At 45.8% G+C, this 20,887-nt stretch carries 20 protein-coding genes; 14 read left to right on the forward strand and 6 right to left on the reverse strand.

Annotated features, from left to right (window positions below; all coding sequences use genetic code 11):
• From FIU95_RS16655 to FIU95_RS16665, 3 genes are all read right to left on the reverse strand, one after another.
• Window positions 1–2,766: a type I restriction-modification system subunit M gene (locus FIU95_RS16655; RefSeq protein WP_152454827.1), complete on the reverse strand. Its 2,766-nt coding sequence runs from the start codon at window positions 2,764–2,766 to the stop codon at window positions 1–3.
• A 64-nt stretch (window positions 2,767–2,830) separates the two neighbouring features.
• Entirely contained in the window at window positions 2,831–3,736 is a 906-nt protein-coding gene (locus FIU95_RS16660; protein ID WP_172975439.1) for a restriction endonuclease, read from the reverse strand.
• 11 nt (window positions 3,737–3,747) lie between these two features.
• Window positions 3,748–3,930: a helix-turn-helix domain-containing protein gene (locus tag FIU95_RS16665; protein ID WP_152454828.1), complete on the reverse strand. Its 183-nt coding sequence runs from the start codon at window positions 3,928–3,930 to the stop codon at window positions 3,748–3,750.
• A gap of 156 nt (window positions 3,931–4,086) precedes the next feature.
• Between FIU95_RS16665 and FIU95_RS16670 the strand changes: the two genes are divergently transcribed.
• The 14 genes from FIU95_RS16670 to FIU95_RS16735 all read left to right on the forward strand — a co-directional run bounded on the left by FIU95_RS16670 (window position 4,087) and on the right by FIU95_RS16735 (window position 17,376).
• Window positions 4,087–4,347 carry a restriction endonuclease gene (locus FIU95_RS16670; RefSeq protein ID WP_253868701.1) on the forward strand — a complete coding sequence of 87 codons (261 nt, stop codon included), beginning with the start codon at window positions 4,087–4,089 and terminating at the stop codon, window positions 4,345–4,347.
• Between the two features lie 219 nt (window positions 4,348–4,566).
• The gene (locus FIU95_RS16675; RefSeq protein ID WP_152454829.1) at window positions 4,567–5,139 is read left to right on the forward strand and encodes a hypothetical protein; all 573 of its coding nucleotides are present in this window, start codon (window positions 4,567–4,569) and stop codon (window positions 5,137–5,139) included.
• On the forward strand, window positions 5,136–5,459 hold the full coding sequence (locus tag FIU95_RS16680; protein ID WP_152454830.1) for a hypothetical protein: 324 nt from the start codon (window positions 5,136–5,138) through the stop codon (window positions 5,457–5,459). Before FIU95_RS16675 ends, FIU95_RS16680 begins: the two co-directional genes overlap by 4 nt.
• Window positions 5,460–6,035: 576 nt before the next feature.
• A complete protein-coding gene (csrA, locus tag FIU95_RS16685) occupies window positions 6,036–6,221 on the forward strand; it encodes a carbon storage regulator CsrA (protein WP_152454831.1) in 186 nt (61 codons plus the stop codon).
• Window positions 6,222–6,593: 372 nt separating this feature from the next.
• On the forward strand, window positions 6,594–7,412 hold the full coding sequence (locus tag FIU95_RS16690) for a hypothetical protein (RefSeq protein WP_152454832.1): 819 nt from the start codon (window positions 6,594–6,596) through the stop codon (window positions 7,410–7,412).
• 375 nt (window positions 7,413–7,787) lie between these two features.
• A complete protein-coding gene (locus tag FIU95_RS16695; RefSeq protein ID WP_152454833.1) occupies window positions 7,788–8,147 on the forward strand; it encodes a hypothetical protein in 360 nt (119 codons plus the stop codon).
• A gap of 50 nt (window positions 8,148–8,197) precedes the next feature.
• A complete protein-coding gene (locus tag FIU95_RS16700; RefSeq protein WP_152454834.1) occupies window positions 8,198–8,761 on the forward strand; it encodes a DUF4166 domain-containing protein in 564 nt (187 codons plus the stop codon).
• Between the two features lie 75 nt (window positions 8,762–8,836).
• Entirely contained in the window at window positions 8,837–11,869 is a 3,033-nt protein-coding gene (locus FIU95_RS16705) for a DUF2339 domain-containing protein (protein WP_152454835.1), read from the forward strand.
• 553 nt (window positions 11,870–12,422) lie between these two features.
• The gene (locus FIU95_RS21825) at window positions 12,423–12,752 is read left to right on the forward strand and encodes an OmpW family outer membrane protein (RefSeq protein WP_152454836.1); all 330 of its coding nucleotides are present in this window, start codon (window positions 12,423–12,425) and stop codon (window positions 12,750–12,752) included.
• 160 nt (window positions 12,753–12,912) lie between these two features.
• Window positions 12,913–13,344, forward strand: coding sequence for a DoxX family protein (locus FIU95_RS16715; RefSeq protein WP_152454837.1), 432 nt, complete (start codon window positions 12,913–12,915; stop codon window positions 13,342–13,344).
• A 97-nt stretch (window positions 13,345–13,441) separates the two neighbouring features.
• On the forward strand, window positions 13,442–14,419 hold the full coding sequence (locus tag FIU95_RS16720) for a glutathione S-transferase family protein (RefSeq protein WP_152454838.1): 978 nt from the start codon (window positions 13,442–13,444) through the stop codon (window positions 14,417–14,419).
• A 160-nt stretch (window positions 14,420–14,579) separates the two neighbouring features.
• Window positions 14,580–15,269 (forward strand): YopT-type cysteine protease domain-containing protein, encoded by a 690-nt coding sequence (locus FIU95_RS16725; RefSeq protein ID WP_152454839.1) that lies wholly within the window; start codon window positions 14,580–14,582, stop codon window positions 15,267–15,269.
• Window positions 15,270–15,531: 262 nt separating this feature from the next.
• Entirely contained in the window at window positions 15,532–16,431 is a 900-nt protein-coding gene (locus FIU95_RS16730; protein WP_152454840.1) for a LysR family transcriptional regulator, read from the forward strand.
• Between the two features lie 249 nt (window positions 16,432–16,680).
• On the forward strand, window positions 16,681–17,376 hold the full coding sequence (locus tag FIU95_RS16735; protein ID WP_152454841.1) for a pirin family protein: 696 nt from the start codon (window positions 16,681–16,683) through the stop codon (window positions 17,374–17,376).
• Between the two features lie 150 nt (window positions 17,377–17,526).
• Here the strand turns inward: FIU95_RS16735 and FIU95_RS16740 are convergent, their stop codons facing one another.
• The 3 genes from FIU95_RS16740 to FIU95_RS16750 form a co-directional block, all read right to left on the reverse strand.
• Window positions 17,527–18,669, reverse strand: a complete 1,143-nt coding sequence (locus tag FIU95_RS16740; RefSeq protein WP_152454842.1) for a flavohemoglobin expression-modulating QEGLA motif protein — start codon at window positions 18,667–18,669, stop codon at window positions 17,527–17,529.
• Window positions 18,670–18,835: 166 nt separating this feature from the next.
• Window positions 18,836–19,309 (reverse strand): GNAT family N-acetyltransferase, encoded by a 474-nt coding sequence (locus tag FIU95_RS16745; RefSeq protein ID WP_152454843.1) that lies wholly within the window; start codon window positions 19,307–19,309, stop codon window positions 18,836–18,838.
• Window positions 19,310–20,761, reverse strand: coding sequence for a RimK family protein (locus FIU95_RS16750; protein WP_152454844.1), 1,452 nt, complete (start codon window positions 20,759–20,761; stop codon window positions 19,310–19,312).
• Window positions 20,762–20,887: the final 126 nt, after the last annotated feature.

Consider the following 20,887-nt stretch of genomic DNA (forward strand, 5'->3'; position numbering starts at 1 on the left):
TTATTCGCCCTTCAACAGGTTTGTTAGCTCGGCCAGTCCCTGCATATCAAACTCATTGCCGGTAAGTTCGCCCGTCATGCCTGACAACTCTTTTTCAACACTAACAATTTCTTTAGCTACCTGAGAATAGGTCACAGCGTATTTATCTCCTAAGGCTTGTACTTTAGTGGTGAGCTGTGTAATGACGTTGTTCGGCATGGCGGCAAGTTCGCGACTTAATGGCGCTATCCATTTTAGGTGCAGTATCTCTTTTACTTGCTCGTCCGTTAAACCTTCTATGGTGGCTTTGGTTTCTAGGTGTAACGCATTCGCTTTCGCCTTAATATCCGTCTTAAGCTCAGTTTGTTCAGATAACAACTTATCTGCGTTTACGATTTTTCCTTCATACGTTTCAGGATCGAATTCAAACCCTGCTCTTAGTACTTGTAGATAAGCGTTAACCTTGGCTTTTCCATAGGTGCCATCTTTATTGGCTTCAATTTTATGCCAGTCGACTTCCACATGAGCTTCGATAAAGATCAGCTTTTCAGGCTTTTTGGCTTTATCATCAAGCAAGGCGACATATTCATTGAGCGTTTGAATTTCTTCTGAATCAACATCAGCGTATATCTCTTTAATTGCTTTGGTTAATTCAGATTTAACGAAGGCGTCATTTTTGTCATTAAGTATGGGCGAGTCTTTTTCTTCTTCGGTAAATGACTCAATTATCTCTTCAATTTGAGAGATCACTTCCGTTAACTTTGTTTCTTGGCTTTCTAACGCCTGTAAGTCTTCGCTTAGGTAAGTTTGCTGCACTAATTCAAATGGCAATATATGGCCTTTCCAGCCGTCTTGAACTTCTACATCTTTGCCATTTTTTTTCTTTATGACCATGTTGGGATCAACTTGTTTGGTCGCAGCAAAGCCTTCGGTTTGCATCATTTCCAAGTCGGCACTAATGACTTGCCATTGGTTGCTTAGATATTGGTAGGCTTGGTATTTATCGATTAGTGGAACAGGCGCAAGTCGCTTAAATAGATCAGAACTTAACTCGCTTTCCTGCTGGTTTCGGGTAACCGTTTGCCAGTTTTTTATCAGGGTTGTGTTTAAACTGTCATCATGGCCTTCAAAGGCTTGGTTATATGTAGCTACGAACGATTCCACTTGCGGATGCTGGCTAATCGTGGCGTTAACTGCTTCTTTCGCGATAGCAAGTTCGCTATAAGCCTCTGACTTAGAAACAAATAAAGCGCTGCGTAATTGCGGTAAAGCTTGCCAAAACTCTTCAAGGTTTGATATTTCTCTGTTGGGTATACCGCCTAGCATAGTGGCGTGTAAGTCCCAGCTTTCAGGCGCTGCCGAAGAATCTACATAGCGCGGAATATTAAGGTTATAGCCGTTATCACGGAGGACTTGTTTTTCCACGACCTCCGAGAACTTATGGTGATCCTCTCGATTGATTACAGCATCGACGATGCGTTTGATATCACTGGCTTGCAGCTTGTTATTTTTTCCCTCTTTTACGAAATGCTTGGAGGCATCAACGATCAGCACATCGCCATTGGTACGTTTTTGTTTGAGCACCAAAATTACAGTGGGAATGCCGGTGCCAAAAAAGATATTGCTTGGCAAACCGATAATCGCATCAATATGGTTATTCTCGATGAGCTGTTTACGAATTTCCCCTTCCTCACCACCACGGAACAATACACCATGTGGCAATACAATGGTCATGATCCCATCGGGTTTTAAGTGGTAAAGATCATGCAGCAAAAATGCAAAATCGGCTTTGGTTTTTGGGGCTAAGCCAAAACGAGAATAACGCGGATCATTTTCTTTATGGTTGGGATCCCATTTTTGCGAGTAAGGCGGATTTGATACCACAGCATCAACATATAACGCTTGGTACGAACCCTGTGGATCGCTTTCATCAAAATACGGCCAATCGTCTTCCAACGTATCACCGTTGCGAGTTTTGATGTTACTGGCCTTTATGCCACGCATGATAAGGTTCATACGGGTCAGGTTGTAGGTATTGGCTTTTAGTTCTTGAGCGTAATAGGTAATACTATCTTTATTTTTCGCATGTCTTTCGACTGCTTCACCGATATTAATCAACAAGGAGCCAGAGCCTGATGTGGGGTCATAAATTTCAATAGTGTCTTTGTGTTTTAGCTCATGCGCGATGATATGGGACATAAGTACCGACACTTCGTGCGGGGTGTAAAACTCTCCAGCTTTTTTACCAGCATTTGCAGCAAATTTTTCAATCAAGTATTCGTATATGTAACCCAATACGTCATAGCCTTGCTTGCCATTCATGGGGATACTCTTAATGAGGTGCAGTAAGTCGCTGATGGCTTTGGTACGTTTCCCTGCACTTTCACCAAGCTTACTCAATCCTGTTTCTAACGTGGTAAAAATACCTTCAAACAATTTCTTGTGATTGGGGTGAATCAAACGGCTAAATGCTGATAATGCATCGCGCACATTTGACTCATCAAAGTCAGATTTAGGGTCAACCCAAGTAGAAAAAAGATTGTTATAGCAAATAAAATAGCCAAGGTTGCTTTGGATAAAAGCAACGGTTTCAGCATCGTCTTCACTCAAAGTTTTGATTTCTTCGCTTGTCATGCCTTGAGTGGTTACGAACTGTAAAAGTTGATCGCTTAGGTATTTGTAAAAGATAAAGCCAAGTATGTAGTCTTTATATTCATTCGCTTCAATTTTGGAGCGCATCTGGTTAGCTGATTCCCAGATTTTGGCGGCGAGTTGTTGCTTGTTCAAACTCTCTGTCCTCTATATCTTAAATTCTGTGCAATATCTGATGTACTTGCAATTAATGTAGGTATTAAGACTCAAAGAAATCTTCATCGATTTTCTTTAGATACAAAACATCTTCGTTTCGACAACCGATGTTATATCTAAGCATTAACTTGGCTAACTCCACGCCATCTATTAACACGATTCGACTGCCTAAATCTTTTGCCGTTTGTGCTGCCGAAGGACTAAATGTTGAAGTGGTAATAAAGATACCTTTTTGCGCCTTTTTAAGGTTTAGTGCTCCGAAAAAGTCACGTATATCACTCGCACCTACGTTATTACCTTCCGCGTAGCGTTTTGCCTGTACATAAATTTGATCAACACCAAGCGGATCTTGATCAATTACTCCGTCCACACCATTATCACCGGAACGACCTAAAGCACGCCCAGCATCTTCTACTGCACCGCCGTACCCCATTGCCAATAGCAATTCCACGATCAGTTCTTCAAAGAATGCAGGTGTTACTGTTCGTACTCTTTGCAAAATATCTGTTTGAAGTGCTGTATTGATTTTTTTGTAGGCTATTCTCAGTTCTTCATCAGGAGTGGTTTTGGCCAAATCTTGGTCTTGTTCAACGGTAGCTTTGTTGTCGTTCGACAGCCCCTGAAAAGCTCTGAATTCATCGAATTGCTTCAGGTAGGTGTTATCAATTGTCGCCGAGGTATTTATAAGAGCTTCTTTGCCTCGTTGAGTTATGACGAAGTATCCTCGTCGTGTAGCTTCAACAAGCCCAGCTTTCAGAAGATACGTTTTTGCCCAATGAACTCTATTCGCAAAAATGGCCTGTTTTCCACTGGGTAAAAGCTCTTCCCTCTCCTCGTAAGTCAGCTTGAATTCGCCTGCTAGCATGTCCACTACGTTACGAATACGGACTTCTCCCGCTTCAGAGCATTGGAGTACCGGCGTCATTAATGTTTGATAATCAGGTATCACGACAATTCCTTTCAGTCTTGGCTCGCATTCTTTTGTTCTTCGATCCACTGGTCAATATCTTCACGCTTGAAGCGCCAGCTCCCCCCGACCTTGAAGCCCGGCAATTTGCCTGCTGCGGCCAGCTTATAGGCTGTTTTTTCGGCGAGTTTTAAGTACGCCGCGACCTCTTTTAAGGTCAATATTTGATCATTCATAGCATTTCTTATCTCCATGCCATAGGGGAGAATATGGGAAAATCGAGGAATCGACAATAATAAAGGGCTTTTACTAGCCAGCTTTCTACATTAGATTATTCTGAGGAAATCAATAGCTTATTAGCTCTGAATGCCTCACCAGCCAAGCAGACTGTAGTGAAACATCGCGATGGCTCCATGGGTGCCCCCGCCATACGCGGCTTTATCGGCGCCCTGCGGGAAGGAGATTCCGGCCTATTCGTCAGCACCGGCGGTTTCACCCGCGAAGCCCGCTACGAAGCCGACCGCTCCACCTTTCCCCTCACTCTGGTAGACCTTGATGACCTGGCCGATTTAATCGTCAACCACTATGAAAGCTTCGTTTTGGAAGGCCGGGCACTAATGCCGCTGGTGCGAATTTATTGGTCGGTGGATTAGATGAGATCTAATCTACTGCCGCAATTAATAAACCTATGAAAGCCTCTAACCCCTTTATCGATCTTTTTATATTTTATAAAATAAAAGAAATGGAAAGCTTATTGTACTTTAGTACAGCTTCACCGCTCGGCGCTTTGCCTAAGACATAAATGCACATGTACTTCATAGCGAATAAAGTAGTTTTCCTATATCTAGGAAGTCCCAAAAAAGGAGATAGGGGTGGGAAAATCAAAACCTTATGTTTTTCAAAATCAACTGAAAACATTGGCATCTATTGAAGATCGAATTAACAAGCTCATTGCCCAGCACAGAGACATGAAAGGTAAGTCTCAAGATGTAATGTTTAGAACGACGATTGAGCCACACTCTCCTACTGTATATCACACGGAAAGTTTAGGGAAAAAACGTGTAATCTTTGGCGATGAGCAGTCACAAGGTGGGCTAAAGGAAGGGGATTACCTCTTGTCAGAAAGTAACCCTGACTGGGTATTACCAAGCAAGACTCATGGCCTTTCATTTTCTTCAACATTTAATCAAACAAAATTTACTTTAGATCTTTTAGGCAGATTCCAGAAAAAAGGCACAAAGATAAGCGTGGCCTATTGGATTTTAGAAGACAGTACAAGCATACCTAAGGGGCTTGGATTCGAAGTTGACCCAAACAATAGCGAACATTTCTTCCTTGTTGTAACCGAGAAAATGCTCGTTTCACAACTTATTGAAAAATTGAACTTTATTTCTCAGAGAATGGCCATAATGAATGATCTAGATCTTGAGGCTTACAAGAAATGATGGAATTTAATGAATACGAAATCACAGCCAAGCAAGTCGCTGTTCATTACTCAAAAAAATTGAAAAATCAATTTGCTGAAAACATAGTACTCGGTAAGAATGACATTGCTTCAGCCGAAGATGCAAAGCGGTTAACCCAGTTTTTTTGGGATATGGCAGACCAAGCAGCTGAAGATTACCAGGCCGACGAAGAGTTAGAGCTTGAAGTAGACCTTGAGAGCTGCATGGAAAGACTAATGAATATCTTCATCGGCTATACCAAAAGAGCAGGCTTTAACCAACAATGGATTGAGGAATCCAATAGGATTAACGGCTCATAGCTCTCATTAAAAGGATCACTATTTTGGGTTCCATTTTCAATGAGCCATTGCCATTCGGCAAAATGAGCTCATAAAAAATATAGGCGCCCAAATAATCTTATTGGATTTTATTAAGTTTTCTCCAGCGTCAAAGCTGCGTAGAATCGAGTGATATTTATTAAGATTCTGGGCAATGATAAAACCGGCTTCTACAAGCCAACAGCCCAAGATAGAACAAGAACACCGAGAATTTTCTAAAAGATCCATTCCCCAAAGGAGAACGGTAGCGTGACGTAAGAGTAAGTAAAAGGCGCTGACCCAAGGTGCGGCAACACCCGGGGCCAGCTAACCAAATTGATACCATAGTTATCAAAGTGGCTCCATGAATGGTACGCTAGAAACCCGCTCGTCTTCAATAAAAGGTTGCACATTCAGCAGCCTGAGGCGACTCCCCAAGCACTGGGAGTCTAGCGCCCGCCTTTTCTTCTTTTATGCCTACCGTTCTCGCGCCCCTCCTCGTCTTTCCGACTGCTTCTTCCCAAGCTTTCCCATTGTGGAATAGTCATCCCATAACTTGCTGACCAGAAGGAAATACACATGTTGATTTTAAAACGCCGGGCCGGAGAGAATCTTAGGATTGGAGCCAATGTCTCAGTCACCATATTGGAGGTTAAAGGTAATCAAGTGAGGATAGGAATAAACGCTCCCAAGTCTTTACCTGTTCACCGAGAGGAGATTTATAGACGTATTCAAAAGGAACAAGACATGATCAATGAGGATTGACGAGAAAGTGAACGTTGCAGCTGGGTTTCCTCACTTGAAATCTAAATTTTTTATAAGGCTCCAACCATGACCCCTGAAATATAAAGAAATTTCCCACCAAACTTGTATAAACCACAAAAATTCACCACATCTTTGAGCATACCGACCATCAATGACAATGTTATATTGAAATCAATAATGATTGATCCGCCTACATCTGATATTTTAGTAGGGCTGTAATCACATCAATGGATTAACCGACCAATAAGATATTTATTAACGTGTAAGGAATCATATTCTTAGCCGCTAGTGTAAATACGTCTATTTTTTGGCGACCGCTCCATTGCAAGTAAGACAGCAAGATTTACAAACACAATTAAACTGGAAGTAACCGTGAAGCTTATTCTGAAACTCTTCGCATTCACTGTATTGATTTATCCTCTCCTTACTTCTGCCGAGCTCGCTGAGAATAGCTTAGAACCGAAGGAAGAGGTGGATTTCGCTAAGGATTATCTCAACAGGTTTCTGCAGGGGGACTTCGACTATGTAAAGAGCCTTATTGATCCAGTGATATCCGACGAGCTTTCCCCTGAACTACTGGAAAGAATGCTCGGCTATGTTCCTGAAGGAAAGCTACTCTCCACCGAGCTAATTGGCTCAGAGGTGAAAGCCACCAGTAGCACTTGGACAGGGAATTTCGTCTTCGAGTACCACTTTGAAGGTGGCTGGGCCTTGGCTAATGCCGCAATCAAACGAGCGGGAGGGAAGACCACCATTATTGGCCTCAATGTTTACAGAACATCGGCATCGCAAAAGGAGTTAAACCGCTTTTCTCTATTCGGCAAGTTACCTTTACATTATCTAGTATTAGCGACGACTTTTCTTGTCCCGATATTTATCCTAGTAACACTGGTGATCTGCATTAAAACCCCCATTCAACAGCGCAAGTGGCTGTGGATTCTATTTATCCTATTTAGTGTTGGAGCTATAAAGCTTAACTGGACCACTGGGGCTTACCAAATAAAGCTCCTCAGCTTCCATCTTTTTGGTGGCGGAGCAGTATCTGCGAGTGAGCATGCTCCACTAATTCTTACCGCAGGATTCCCATTAGGCGCCATCGTTTTCTGGTTCAAACGCCGCAGCTTGATTGGGCAGATTAAGAAAATCGAAGAGAAACATACCGAGGTTAAAGAAGCCGATACCTCAATCTAAGGCACTATAAATAGAAAATCTCAATAAAAAGAGCTAATAGCGGGTAACAGGAAAACCCTGTCTCACTGGGTAATATTTGATCTATCCCTGAGCCCGCTTAGCCTCTCTCGTAAGATCGGCCACACACCTATAGGATACCCCGGTATGACTTAGGTTGTATGTGTCATTCAATGTTGTGATGCCGAGCTCTTCGTTACTCCCAATTGAAAAGCCCCATTGGTGAGAACCAACTATAGATTCATTTCCTAGTCCCCAATATCCTACCCACTTGATTACTCTGCATATCGCTATAAGATTCCACGCTTAATTTTTATGAGGCAATACTGTGCTTGTGCCTCATAGAAGATGTTATTTAAAAAGAACTCAGGTCGTAAAATGAACAAGTTTCTCGCCCTTATCACCATTGCCCTTGCAACCACTTCCTGTATGAAACTCGAAGTCAAACCGGGCCGGGTTATTGGAGATACCGTGGATGCAGGCAAAGATGCCTACCAAAGCATTCAACGCAGTCGCCGTGGCGAGGAGGAGAGAGGCTTCTCTCACAAGACCAGTTTCGATTCTGCCATTTCTAATGCAGCCAATATTGCTGGCTGTAAGGAAGAGCTGTTGGAGGTCGTTAGTATTTCAGACCTGGTTGTATCCCAGGTGATTTCTGAGTCTTCAGAAGTATTGGTTAAAGACGGCGATAAAACCATCCACTGCTCAATGCAGGTGGTGGTGCGCCCTAAAGCTTAAGCTCGACTGCAAACTATGAGACCCCCAATGGTTTCTTGAGAGCGATAAGAATGAAAAATGCGGTGCTCGATTGGTTTGGACCGGATTTCGGCAAGCTGAATCCACTTTTGCAAAAGCTGCATAGAAAGGGGGCTAGGCTCAATGGTGAGGTGGATATCCGCTTTGGTTCTGGTGTTGCCGGCTGGATTGGTCGACGAGTGGCTCGCAAATTGGGGGTCCCCGCAAAGGCTGGCAAGGTGCCTTTCTCTGTGGAAATCCACCATTCCGCCAAAACACTGATCTGGTCCCGCACCTTTGCCGACAGCCATACCGTTACCTCAGAATTTCACCCAGTAAAAACTTATCAACAAGGTGGTTACTGGGTTGAGTCCACTGGACCAATCAAAATACAGCTTGGGGTTTCCACTGAGGGTGGCAACTGGCAATGGTTGCAACGTTCTGTGTCAATTTTTCGACTCCCAATTCCAACAATATTACGGCCAAAGGTTTCTGCTGGAAAAGCAATTGTGAATGGGCTCTACCAGTTTGAGGTGAAAATCTCCTTACCGGTGCTGGGTTTTCTCTTCGGTTACTCAGGCACGCTAAAGGAAGATGTTGAAGAAACGATCGGGTAGATCCGTGCGGTTAACTATGCACTTGCCGTAGGAAAAGGCACAGGATAGTCTCGATCAAAACGATAAGAGCAAGTTATGGAAAGTGAACTGCTATCACTCCGAGCAGAGCTAGCTCTGCTAGAGAGAGACAATCGCCGCCGACTGGAGACCTTCGAACGGCGGCTCTCTGCCCTTGAAGCACAACTTAGGCGGGGCAAAACTGAAAACAAAGAAGTCTTAGCAGGAAGCACCGCTGAGTTAGAGGATGATTTAGCCCTGCTTATGGGCACACCTACCAAGCCCCGCCGGGTCATTGCGCAAGCTCAGCCAGCAATCTTAACCCCCACTAAGGCACCTGCTGAACCCAAATCACCGTCTCAAAAAGACAGAAAAGCATCAGCAACCACACCATGGTCACAGGAAGGGTTGGCCAGCCTAGTAGCACCAGCCCTGGAACCACTCAACCGCGTGTGGGAGCCCCTTATGGGCTTTTATCGCCACTACCAGCGTCAGGGTAAGGCTCCGGTATTCTTTATGACCGCAGCCGGCATATTGGCGCTGGTGTTTGGCTTCGCTTATTTGCTGCAGTTCTCTTTCAACAACTATTTGGGCCCAATTGGTAAGGTTACTCTGGGCTTTCTAGTCGCAGCAGCAACAACCTTTGGCGGTGTCACATTCAGCCGGCGAATGCCTCATATGGCCGACTACGGCTCCGGACTAATAGCACTCGGGGTGATTCTTCTCTATCTATGTGGGTACTTTGCCGGGCCCTACTACCAGTTGGTACCTATCCCCATAGGAGTCGGCCTGTTGGTAGTGACAACAGGCCTCTCCTACTTACTCGCCCTATTATTTGAGACACGAGTGGTGTCCATGGTGACCCTGCTGGGCGGCGCCACCATGCCTTTGGTGGCGAATCATTTTGATCCATCGGCACTGGTTTATCTCAGCTACTTATTGGCACTCGCCCTTGCCATGCTGCATTTATCCAGGCAAATACGCTGGCCACAGCTTGCAATGGTAACTATGGCGCTGAGTGCCGGCATTTTTGAGTTTTCGATCTCAAACCTGGATGAAACCGCCTCAACCTGGGGGCCACTGCTGATATTGCACGGCTTCTTTTATGGCTTTGCCCATTACGCCTTACGAGGACTGCGTACCGAACTGATAGAAACCAAAGGGCTGGAGCGAAAGCGCCTGATTATTATTGCCGCAAACCTGCTGTTATTTATCCACATCAGCTGGTCGTTGGCCCCCAGCAGCAATGCGCTGGGCATAGTGTGGCTGCTTAACCTTCTACCCTGGATGGCGCTGGCCATTTATTCACGCTGGCTGTTTGGCTACAGCGCCACCAGTGTTTCCGCCCGTGTTGTACAGAATATGGCTCTACTACATGGTGGATTGCTGGCAGGTTTGGCCATCCTGGCGTTGTGCAGTCCCGCTTTACTGGGAATTGTCTGGTGCCTTGAAGGATTGTTGCTGATTTTTCTCGGTGCCCGTTTTGGCTTTATCAGTGTAAGAAGCGAGGGTTATATCGCCCTTACTGCCGCAGGCCTTACCATGCTGTGGCAAGCTCTGGCCTGGGTAGCTGGAAGTGTTGTTCCCGCACCGATGTTGCTTTCATTAAGCGCAGACGCTGGCTGGGGTAACTGGCTGGTACTCTGTGCTGCTGCCTTCGCATTAACCCGGCTATTACGGCACTGTGCAGACCGGATCACTCCTGCAGAACACCGTTTAGCCACTCTTGCAGATAATGCTTTTGCGGTGTTTTTATCCACAAGCTTCCTGCTATCAGTCGGAATCCTCTGGCCCCAAGGCATGTGGCTACTTGCCCTGTTACCAATGGGCTTTTTGATCTGGCGTGGCCAGCGCACTGGCTCAGCATTTTGTGAATGGTTGGGACTCAGCCATTACTTACTGCTGTTTGTCCCATTGCTGGCGAGTGCATCGATTGTGGGTAACTTACATTTCTACGATCAAATACCTTATGGAAAGATCGCCAGCGTGGAAGCCTTCCTCAGCTTGTGGATGATTGCAGCTCTGTATAAGTATCTGGATATGCAATCCACAGGCTTCTCCCTGGCACTCAATTTGCGCAAGCTGTTTTACGCTCTGTTGCCAATATTTTTCCTACCGACGGTGATTTATAAAGCCAGCGATTACTTCCCCATTGCCGTTTGGTTATCTTGCGCTATAGCCCTAGGGCTTTATACATGCCTAAAACTGGAAGTATTAAAACAGGAACTGCGGATCTTAATTGTAGGCGCAAGCTTTGTAGCAGTGAGCGGCTGTGCCCTGCGGGAATTTGCCGACTGGCAAGGCCTTGCTATGAGTGGGCTGCTGTTGGGGTTAGTATCACTGACTGCGTTGTTGTGGATCGGTCAAGGGTTGCGGCGAAAGCCCGTTGGCAAGGATTGGCAGTTGGCCCTGCACCGTGCACTCAAGCCACTCCTTCCTTTGGCTTTTTACTATCTCGCGGCAACACTGTTTATTATTAGCTATGCGCTAAGCCGGGACTTTGCACTGGCCCTCTTACTTTGCCAGCTGTACTTCGCCAGTCTGTATGTTTTTAAACCCAAATTAGCCCCACTGCGCAATCAGTTGACTCCACTTTATATGTTGAGTCTGCGCCTGTTTGAGTTTATTACCTTGTTACAGGTTGCAGCAGTAATCACCAATTCCAATAAGGCGCCAATGATCGGGATTTATAATTTAGTGGCCTTGGGAATTGCTTCGCTGCTGGTTTATCAGCGTTTCTTCGCCAATAGAGCCGTTTGGCCCGATCGTAGGCTGTTTAACCTGTGGGCATTGCACCTCACAGCAATTCCACTTTATATCGCTCTGCTGGCACAAATACTGGAAACCATGTGGCTGCCAGCAATATCTTTTGCCCTAGTGGTGCATGCAACACTACTACTATTCCAGACCCTGAAACCAGGTACTCAAAAGTTACTGAAGCTCTCACTCATGTTGTTCGGCATTGCCGCACTTAAAATTGTGCTTTGGGATATGCAGGATTTTTCTCTGATACAGAAAATTGTGGTCTGTATGCTGGTAGGGCTCTGTATGTTGGGGGCAGCATTCCAGTACCAGAGATTCTTATCGACTAAAGAAGAAAGCACTTATTGACATAACTTTTTACAAAATTATAAATGGGCCTCCTAGGCCCATTTAACTTTTTTCATTTCAATAATTAAATAAATAAAAAAACAACTAGCAAATTTATGCATCCATTTAAAAAATCTAGAGAAAACAGAACCAATTTATCCAATCAGTTAACCTGTTCAACATTTACCCCATAAATTGATAATATCTATCATTAATTACGCCACAAAACTATAAACTGTAAATTTTTCCTATGAAATTGATAAATTACAGCAAAAAATGTTGCCTCACAGATTGAAACGTATAGAAAATCCGTACTAGCAAGACAACAACACTATCACTCTAGCATTCAAATAATGAGTCTTTGCTTATATTGAACTGTCTGCTTAAAACCCTATTTTTCCATCAAATCTCTGGAAGCCGGGGTAAGAAAAAATCAAGCTAATAATATTTATTGCTTCGAACTTTTAGTGACCAACCAGGCAATATCAGATTGCCAAAAGGAGAATTTATCGTTCGCGCCAGCGCCGCGCGGTCGTCCCCAATGACGACTCCGATACTCTGTATTTAAACGGCAGTGCATTACACTCATTTTTTCAGCGAGCATATCAACCATACGGCGCAGAACTACTTTGGGATTGTACTCGGGGCTGAGTCACTGGCCAGATGGAGGGTAGATAATTCCTGGGGGCTGGCTGGGGAAGTTGGTACTGGTGTTGCCTTTGGCAGGGACAGCCGCTGGCTGTTCAATACGACTATTTGGTACCTTGATATTGATGCTGAAGCAGAGATTCACTTACGATCCGGCCTTAATGTTAGATCCCGCATCCATCTGGATATAGACGTGGATTGCATATTGATCCCTTTGTTTCTCCTTGGGGGCTGGATACCACTTCTGAGATCCTAGCCACCCAGTTTTACCCCTTTCATTCTGCTAAACAGAATGAACAAGCCTAAATAGACTAATTTTCATTCTGTTAAATTTAAATAAACTGCCCCCTAACGACAGCGATAACCCACTTAGAGCACGGCTCTATCGGCCTTTTCACAGTTTAAGGAGCATTAAAATGACCACTTCTGCTTTATCCACAGCCCAGCCCAGCGCTAACCACAAGCTATTTGCGGGCATCGCAGATCTAAGTGGGCGTATCGGCCTGGCGGCGATATTCTTACTTGCTGGCGTGAACAAGATTCAGAACTATGAGGGCAGCGCCCAGTACTTAGCCATGGGCGGCCTACCAGAGTTTCTGCTGCCACTGGTGATTTTGTTTGAGATTGGTGGCGCCCTTGCGTTGATTGTGGGTTTCCAGGTGCGCCTTACCGCACTAGCCTTTGCCGGCTTCAGCTTGCTGACCGCGGTAATGTTTCACAATAATCTGTCCGATCAGATGCAGTTTTTGATGTTCTTTAAGAATCTGGCTATGACCGGCGGCTTCCTGGTAGTGGCCGCTCATGGTACCGGACGCTTTAGCCTAGACAGACGCAGAAGTACCGTTTAGTAATGTGCCGAACATACGATTACCTTCTATTCGCTTCTACTACCTTACCCTGGCTGCCTAGAGCCGGTTACCAGCGATACTGATTCAGGAGAAAAACATGGGACTTTTAGTAAACGGCCAATGGCAAGACCAGTGGTACGACACCAAAGATTCTGGTGGTGCCTTCAAGAGAGAGGCGGCCCAACTGCGCAATTGGATTACCAGTGATGGCAGCGCCGGACCCAGTGGTAGAGGGGGCTTTAAGGCGGAATCCGGGCGCTACCATTTATATGTTTCCCTGGCCTGCCCCTGGGCCCATCGCACGCTGATTTTCCGCAAGTTGAAAAAGCTGGAGGAGCATATCAGTATTTCTGTGGTAAGCCCGGATATGCTCGAACAGGGCTGGAGTTTTAATACCGATGAAGGCAGCAGCGGCGATGCGCTGTTTGGCTATCAATTCTTACACCAGCTATATACCCGCAACAAGGCCGACTACAGCGGGCGCGTGACTGTACCGGTGCTCTGGGATAAACATCAGAACTGTATTGTCAGCAATGAGTCCTCTGAAATCATTCGTATGTTTAACAGCGCATTTAATGAAATTAGTGGGGATACTCAGGACTTTTTCCCAGAGGACAAACAAGAGGAAATTGAGAACATTAATCAACTGGTATACGAGAATATCAACAACGGCGTATACCGCAGTGGTTTTGCCACCACCCAGGAAGCCTATGAACAAGCCTATACTAATTTGTTTAATGCCCTGGATCAGGTAGAAAACCTTTTAGCCAAGCAGCGCTACCTCGTTGGTGAAGAAATTACCGAAGCAGATTGGCGACTATTCACCACCCTAATTCGCTTTGATTCGGTCTATCACGGCCACTTTAAGTGCAATCGCCAGCGTCTGGAAGACTTCCCCAATCTGCGCAACTATGTGCGAGAGTTATACCAGTGGCCTGGTGTTGCCGATACTGTCGACTTTCACCATATCAAACGGCATTACTATTTTAGCCATACCATGATCAACCCAACCCAGGTGGTCCCGGTAGGACCAGATATCGACTATAGCCACCCTTTTAACCGCACCACTGGCTAACCTGCTCTTTTGCAATGGTCACAAACGCCGACTCTCTTTTTGTTGATTGATGACAGCTTGGTAATTCACTGGCATTGATCAACAGCTGCTTGCACATTGCCTGCACAATTGCCCAGTAAACTGGTTTTGAGAATAAGCAGTCACAAATAAAGAGAACAACATGCCAAAAGACTCCGGAGCCTCTCAATTCGGTGGCCAGCAGACATGGAAATTTAGTCAAGGTGATTACGGCAAAATCACAAAGAAGCATCCTCACACCAAGGGCGGAATCTGTGAGGCATTAGCGGTAAGTTGGATTAGCAAAGCACTACAGTCCGGCCTTCAAGATGCTCTTTCCACCGGGGGTAGTATCGATAGCACAAAGATGGCCGTTGTGGCACAGCGCTTTGCTTCCATGTATCGATTCAAGTTTATGAATGGTACCGAGGGTCGCCCCAGTAATGCTCATGAAATGATGCGGGAAACAACGCAATATTTAGTGTCTCAGGGTTTTGAACATTTACGTCAAGTGGGTAATGGGATCGCGACAAAGAAAGTCAGTCCCTCTTTGGATGAGCAATTTACCACGGCATTTGGCGGCTTTGAGTCCAAAGAATACTTTACCCAACAATCTCAGACACTTTTTTGTATGCTGAGAACGGCAGGAACCGGGTGGGGCCACGCCATGGCATTCCGTGTTACTGCAACCACCGATAAAATCACTTACTTTTTCGACCCCAATAAAGGCGAGTTCAAGTTTTTGCGTTATACCCAATTTCGGAAGTGGTATGAGCAATATCATCGCCAATCCAGTATTTATCGCACATCGCGCGCAATTGGATTTGACGTGTTTAAGCATAAGGACCGGTAAATAAAGAACCAACCACCAGTATTTACTAGCCTTCAACTGAGCTAGTTCACAGTTTGATACGGCACAGGGACGTGCCATCGTCTTGCAGTTTCCTACACCTTCTCTCCTATAAAAGATTTCTCTCTATCACTGGCTTCCTTCCCTGAAACAAAGATTCCTTTAAGGTATTCGAGCGTTATCGTCTGATATTTTCACTATTATTCGGTTTGGTCGAATAATAAGATATCCTTCAAGAGAGCATCTATCAGCGAGAGAAAGACCCATGCAAAAAACCACCCTGGAACAATGGAGAATGTTTAAGGCCGTTGTAGATGCCGGCGGCTTTAACCAGGCAGCCTCCGTAGTTCATAAGAGCCAATCCAGTATTCACCATGCGGTCACAAACCTGGAAAGTGCACTGGGTATCAAGCTGTTTGAAGTAGCCGGACGTAAGGTAGTACTCACTGAGGCAGGCCGCCTGATGCTGCGCCGTGGCAAGTTCCTGCTGGAAGAGGTCTCCCGTATTGAGGCCATTGCAGACTCCCTCAGTGATGGAGTGGAGTCGGAGTTACGCATCGCCGTAGATGGAGCCTTTCCGCAGAAAGTGGTCTTCCAGGCTTTAGAAAAAGTGTCGGGAATCTATCCTCAGGTCAATATTGATATTATCGACACAGTTTTATCCGGCACTAACGAATTAATCCAGGAGGGCCTTGTCGATCTGGGCCTTTCTGCCTTTACCATGGACGATAGCCTTAATGATGAAATCTGCCGCATTGAATTTGTTGCCGTCGCTCACAAGGCGCACCCATTACTCAGGTTTGAGCGTGAGCTGACATTTGAAGATCTTAAGTCCTACCGGCAAATTATTGTGCGAGATTCGGCGGTGCAGACAAACCGGGATTCCGGCTGGCTAGGGGCGGAACAACGCTGGAAAGTGGGCAGTTTGCGTGCCTCTCTGGATTTAATCGCACAAGGTATGGGATATGCCTGGCTGCCTATGCCACTGGTGGCGGACTTACTGAATGACGGCACCCTGAAACTACTACCATTGAAAAAAGGCGGGGCGCGCTCGACCAGTTTTTATTTAAACTTCAAAGATCAGGATAAGTTGGGACCCGTGGCTCGTGAGTTTATTGGAGAGCTCCGCCTGCTCACCCTGGAAATGCCGACTTCTGAACAATGATGTCGGTGAATTTTTCCTCAATCCATTCTTCCCTCTATTCTTTCCTCCTCTCTACTCTTTCCTTTTTCATTCTTGCTTTTTCTCTCACCTCTTTTAGCGGGAGAAGGCGCATAAGATAAGCTTTTCACTAAACCCCATTCATTCTAAAAGAGCGAATTTACAGTCCATTTTTAACTGATATTTATTCAGTCTTCCGCCAGCTATCATGGCCCTAACACTATTTATTACCTCACAGATGAGGATTAGGCTATGTACTACTTCAGACCTTCACAGGAACGTGGGCAAGCCCGTTTTGGCTGGCTAAACAGCAAACATACCTTTTCTTTTGGACACTATTACGATCCCAAACATATGGGATTTTCCGCGCTACGCGTAATCAATGATGATACGGTGATGCCTGGAGCCGGATTTGATACTCACGGACATCGGGATATGGAAATTATTTCCTATATCCTTCAAGGTGCGATCGAGCATAAGGACAGCGAGGGTAACCGCTATGTAGTACCAGCTGGTGAGATCCAGAGGATGAGCGCAGGTACCGGTATTACCCACTCGGAATACAATCACTCAAAGTCAGATCAGCTGAAGTTCCTGCAAATCTGGATTGAGCCAAACCGCCGGGGTGTGCAACCCAGCTACGAACAGAAGTCGATCACACAGCACGGTAAGTTGACCGCTCTGGTGACCCCCGGTGGAAGAGATAATACCCTTTCCATACATCAGGATGCCAGTTTATACCGCCTACAATTAAATACCGGGGAAACCATTACATTAGACGCTCTTGAGCGCCCCGGCTACTTACATGTCATTGATGGCGAAGCCAGTGTAAATGATAAATCGATACTGGCATCGGGAGATGGTCTGGGTCTATTCAAAGAAGAGATACAACTTCAAGCTGCAAGGGATGGTATTACCGCACTGTGGTTTGATCTGCCTGCCAACTGAGTTTGGCTCTAGCATCCAACAGCAAGCGCACTACAGATTGTTATTGATACTTTGTTGTTTAACTCTCAATAGACGAGGTATCTCCTTTTTTAGTCACCCGTTGTGTTCACCAACACTATGTGTTCCTCACCCAGCTGAGTTCCTAAAGAGTTATTTAATGGCATGAGCGATAAAACGCTTGACCTCATCAATAGGCTGCGGCTCCTTTATTGCCGGGCTAATAAATTGCGGTGCACGTAGATAACCTTTATCGATCAATCGAGAAATAAGAGGCAGACATTCTATCGAGACCTTACCGGCCATCAGGTTATTGAAATCCTCGCGGGTTTCCATCGCATTTAACATCTGATGAAAACCCTGTAGGTAAAGATAATCCTTGGTAAAGCCACCGCCTCGATAAACCCGGGTAGTAATCGTAAAGGCCAGGTTTTCTTCTACCTGATATTGTTCTTTAAGCAGGATAAAAGTGCGCTTAAAGTCTCTATCTTGCAACATGGATTGCACCGCAACCACCCGCAGTGCCAACACTTTTAATCTCGGTAAGGTGAGATAACCGGCCAGGTATTCACACAGGATTGCCAACCCTTCCTGGGAGGTTGTATTGACCGGACAGCCAAGTTCAAGCACTCTCAGCGGTTGACTACGGGCGTTTAGGGTCGTCACCAGGTGGACCCCTAATTCGTGATGTGCTAGGGCGGATACCTCTGTTTCTGAGACACTGGCATGGGAGTTGATTTTTACCGTACTGCCAGCGACCAAGGCATTGGCGATCATGCGATCATCGGTGCGGATATCGTAGGTGTAGCCCTGTCGATTGGCAAAGTCACTGAGAAAACGCATCATCTCATCGGCATTGAAAAAACGATCAGCACTGGGTTCAAGATCATCGGGCAAATGCAAGATAAAATCTGCGTTGTTAATATCTTTATCCGTTGGCTCACCAAAGTAACGCAGGGAGTCATAGACAAAGTCCGCTGTGCCTACGGAGCGAAACTGGTCCAGTTTGTCGACATATGACTCGACAATATCGCTATAAAGCTGGGTTAAATCCTCATCTGGCAGAGTCTCGACTGGAAGGGCATAGAGTGCTCGCTTACGTTGGAATATTTCTACTTCGTGTTCGGCGTAAACAAACTGTGGGTTAGTGGAAAAATTTGTAGAGAAAAAATCCTGTTTTTGTTCCCGAAAATTTTTTGGTTCAATAGCAGAGAGAATTTCTACCCCGCGCACCAATTCAAATAATTTTTGATCAAGGGCTTTTAATTCAGGATGTTCACTGGGAGATTGATGCACGTTTTCAGCCTTTATCGTTAAATTTTATGGTCGAAAATGGGGCCTTTACCAATTGTTACTATCAGGATTTCAGACACCCAACCCTCTCATGCTTATATAGCCATTGTCCACCCGGCATAGCGAGGCGCCATGCCGATTTCAGGTTGTCCTCACTCGTCTTCCAGACTCAGACTTCCTCAGTAGCTACCAACACACATACCATGCGTAAAGCATCGCATCCGTTCTCATAGTAACCTGGAAGCTGGGCTTTGATTTCAAATCCGCTGTCCTTATAAAGCTTTTGCGCAGAGTGATTATTGATAACCACTTCGAGTTGCCAGTATTTATAGTTATTACAGTTTAAGTATTTTTTAAATGCTTCGATCAATGCCCTGGCGAGCCCCTTACCGCGGTACTCCTGCCGTACCGCAAGAGAATAAAGACGCGCCGGGCGAGGTAACTTGGGCGTCAGACAAATTCCATAACCAACGATAACACCCTGAACTTCTAGTAACAGACAGCAGGCTTTTGCCTTTATCAGCAAGTAGCGCATTTGCCTTCTATTCAATAGATCTGTAGTAAAACTGTCATGCTCAATAGAGAGCAGATGATTTAGATCACCGATCTGTGCTGGGCGAATAGAGCATTGTTCCACAGGCATCTAGTGCGCCCCACGCAATTCCAAGCGACGAAGAAACTCCGACATAATTTGCATGTAAAGCTCTTCCCCCAAATATTTATCTTCAATACCTTGATCAATATTGGGGTTGTCATTTACTTCGATCACGTAGGCGTGATTATCCTTCAATTTAATATCTATACCATACAGCCCTTTTCCTACCACAGCTGCGGCTTTCAGTGCAGCGTTCAATACACTACGAGGGGTTTCAAAGGTGGGCAAGGTGTCAAAGTTTCCACTCGTGTGCCGCTTAACCCCATGGTTGTAAATCTGCCAGTGATTACGTGCCATATAATATCGGCAGGCATAAAGCGCGCGGCCATTTAACACACCAATACGCCAGTCATAATCGGTATAAAGATATTCCTGCGCCAAAACAAGCGCCGAGTTTTTAAAGAGATCCCTCAGTTTGTCGATAAGCGACTCTCGATTATCGACCTTAAAAACCCCTCTGGAAAAAGATCCTTCGGGCAATTTTAAAACGATCGGATAACCCAACTCTCGCTCCAATTGATCCAAAGTACCGGGATCTGCTCGATTGACTACCAGAGTCTTCAGAGAAGGCACTTTTTGATAATGGAAAGCATCGTGTAAAAAAACCTTGTTACAGCAGCGCAGGATGGAGTCTGGATCATCGAGCACCACAAGACCATTTTGTTCCGCTTCACAAGCCAGACGGTAGGTATGGTGATCGATCGCCGTGGTTTCCCGTATGAACAGAGCGTCATACTGGTTAATTTGGGAAATTTCATCCGCCGTAACCACATCCACCTGTATCCCCAGCCTTCTGCCAGCCCGAATAAAGCGCGAGACTGCGGCTTGGTTGCTCGGCCGGGAAGCCTCCTGCGGATTCACCAGCATCGCCAATTCCCAGCGGTATTTCTTCCGGCTGCTCTGCTTTCTCCAGCGGATACGTGCGTATTCCCCCAGCACTTGCCAACAAAAATGGCGTTCCTCTGCGTTTAGCTGAGCCAAGCCAATACGCTGAACCAGGATCAGGACATTCCCTTGATCGGCACTTAAGGTAACTTCCAGCAAAGGCACTGGGTACTGTTGGAATATTGTGGCGGCTAAGGTCTTCAGGCGGAAGTCTTGCACCTCTCCCATACAGATCAATGCGCGAACGGGTTTCTCATCACGAAAAATCTCTTGGTCAACGCGCTCAGCCTTGATCCAGATGCCCTGTTCACCGCCATTACGCAAGGTATTGATGACCCGCACAGAGGGGAGAACATCGTGTCGGCGCGCCTCCGCCAAGAGGGAGCAGTAGTAGCCCTGGCTCAGATAACGGCGGGTATCGCACAAGTTAATTATGCGTATCCGCTTCTCATGCAGTTTGGGGTAATCGCGGAGGTAATCTTCAAACGTCAGGGTATTGGCTGGCAGGTCGGCGACATCCAGATCGTCATCGACCACAAGCAGAGTAGTATACATAGTCAGAACTTATCAAAGCGATGCTTGAGCACATCAGGAACTGACGGGGTGGGCACCAGCGTAAACACTAGTAAAGGCCTTCGACCCTTGAAGCTTGGGTCGATTTGGGCGAAGAATACTCGCGGC

Origin of the sequence: Microbulbifer sp. THAF38 (assembly GCF_009363535.1) — a bacterium.
Taxonomy (GTDB): domain Bacteria; phylum Pseudomonadota; class Gammaproteobacteria; order Pseudomonadales; family Cellvibrionaceae; genus Microbulbifer.

What these genes read in the sequence shown, in the direction of transcription:
- FIU95_RS16665 (WP_152454828.1), bottom strand. Translation starts at nt 3,930, where the DNA reads ATGAATGATCAAATATTGACCTTAAAAGAGGTCGCGGCGTACTTAAAA.
- FIU95_RS16680 (WP_152454830.1), top strand. Translation starts at nt 5,136, where the DNA reads ATGATGGAATTTAATGAATACGAAATCACAGCCAAGCAAGTCGCTGTT.
- csrA (WP_152454831.1), top strand. Translation starts at nt 6,036, where the DNA reads ATGTTGATTTTAAAACGCCGGGCCGGAGAGAATCTTAGGATTGGAGCC.
- FIU95_RS16695 (WP_152454833.1), top strand. Translation starts at nt 7,788, where the DNA reads ATGAACAAGTTTCTCGCCCTTATCACCATTGCCCTTGCAACCACTTCC.
- FIU95_RS16700 (WP_152454834.1), top strand. Translation starts at nt 8,198, where the DNA reads ATGAAAAATGCGGTGCTCGATTGGTTTGGACCGGATTTCGGCAAGCTG.
- FIU95_RS16705 (WP_152454835.1), top strand. Translation starts at nt 8,837, where the DNA reads ATGGAAAGTGAACTGCTATCACTCCGAGCAGAGCTAGCTCTGCTAGAG.
- FIU95_RS16715 (WP_152454837.1), top strand. Translation starts at nt 12,913, where the DNA reads ATGACCACTTCTGCTTTATCCACAGCCCAGCCCAGCGCTAACCACAAG.
- FIU95_RS16720 (WP_152454838.1), top strand. Translation starts at nt 13,442, where the DNA reads ATGGGACTTTTAGTAAACGGCCAATGGCAAGACCAGTGGTACGACACC.
- FIU95_RS16725 (WP_152454839.1), top strand. Translation starts at nt 14,580, where the DNA reads ATGCCAAAAGACTCCGGAGCCTCTCAATTCGGTGGCCAGCAGACATGG.
- FIU95_RS16730 (WP_152454840.1), top strand. Translation starts at nt 15,532, where the DNA reads ATGCAAAAAACCACCCTGGAACAATGGAGAATGTTTAAGGCCGTTGTA.
- FIU95_RS16735 (WP_152454841.1), top strand. Translation starts at nt 16,681, where the DNA reads ATGTACTACTTCAGACCTTCACAGGAACGTGGGCAAGCCCGTTTTGGC.
- FIU95_RS16745 (WP_152454843.1), bottom strand. Translation starts at nt 19,309, where the DNA reads ATGCCTGTGGAACAATGCTCTATTCGCCCAGCACAGATCGGTGATCTA.
- FIU95_RS16750 (WP_152454844.1), bottom strand. Translation starts at nt 20,761, where the DNA reads ATGTATACTACTCTGCTTGTGGTCGATGACGATCTGGATGTCGCCGAC.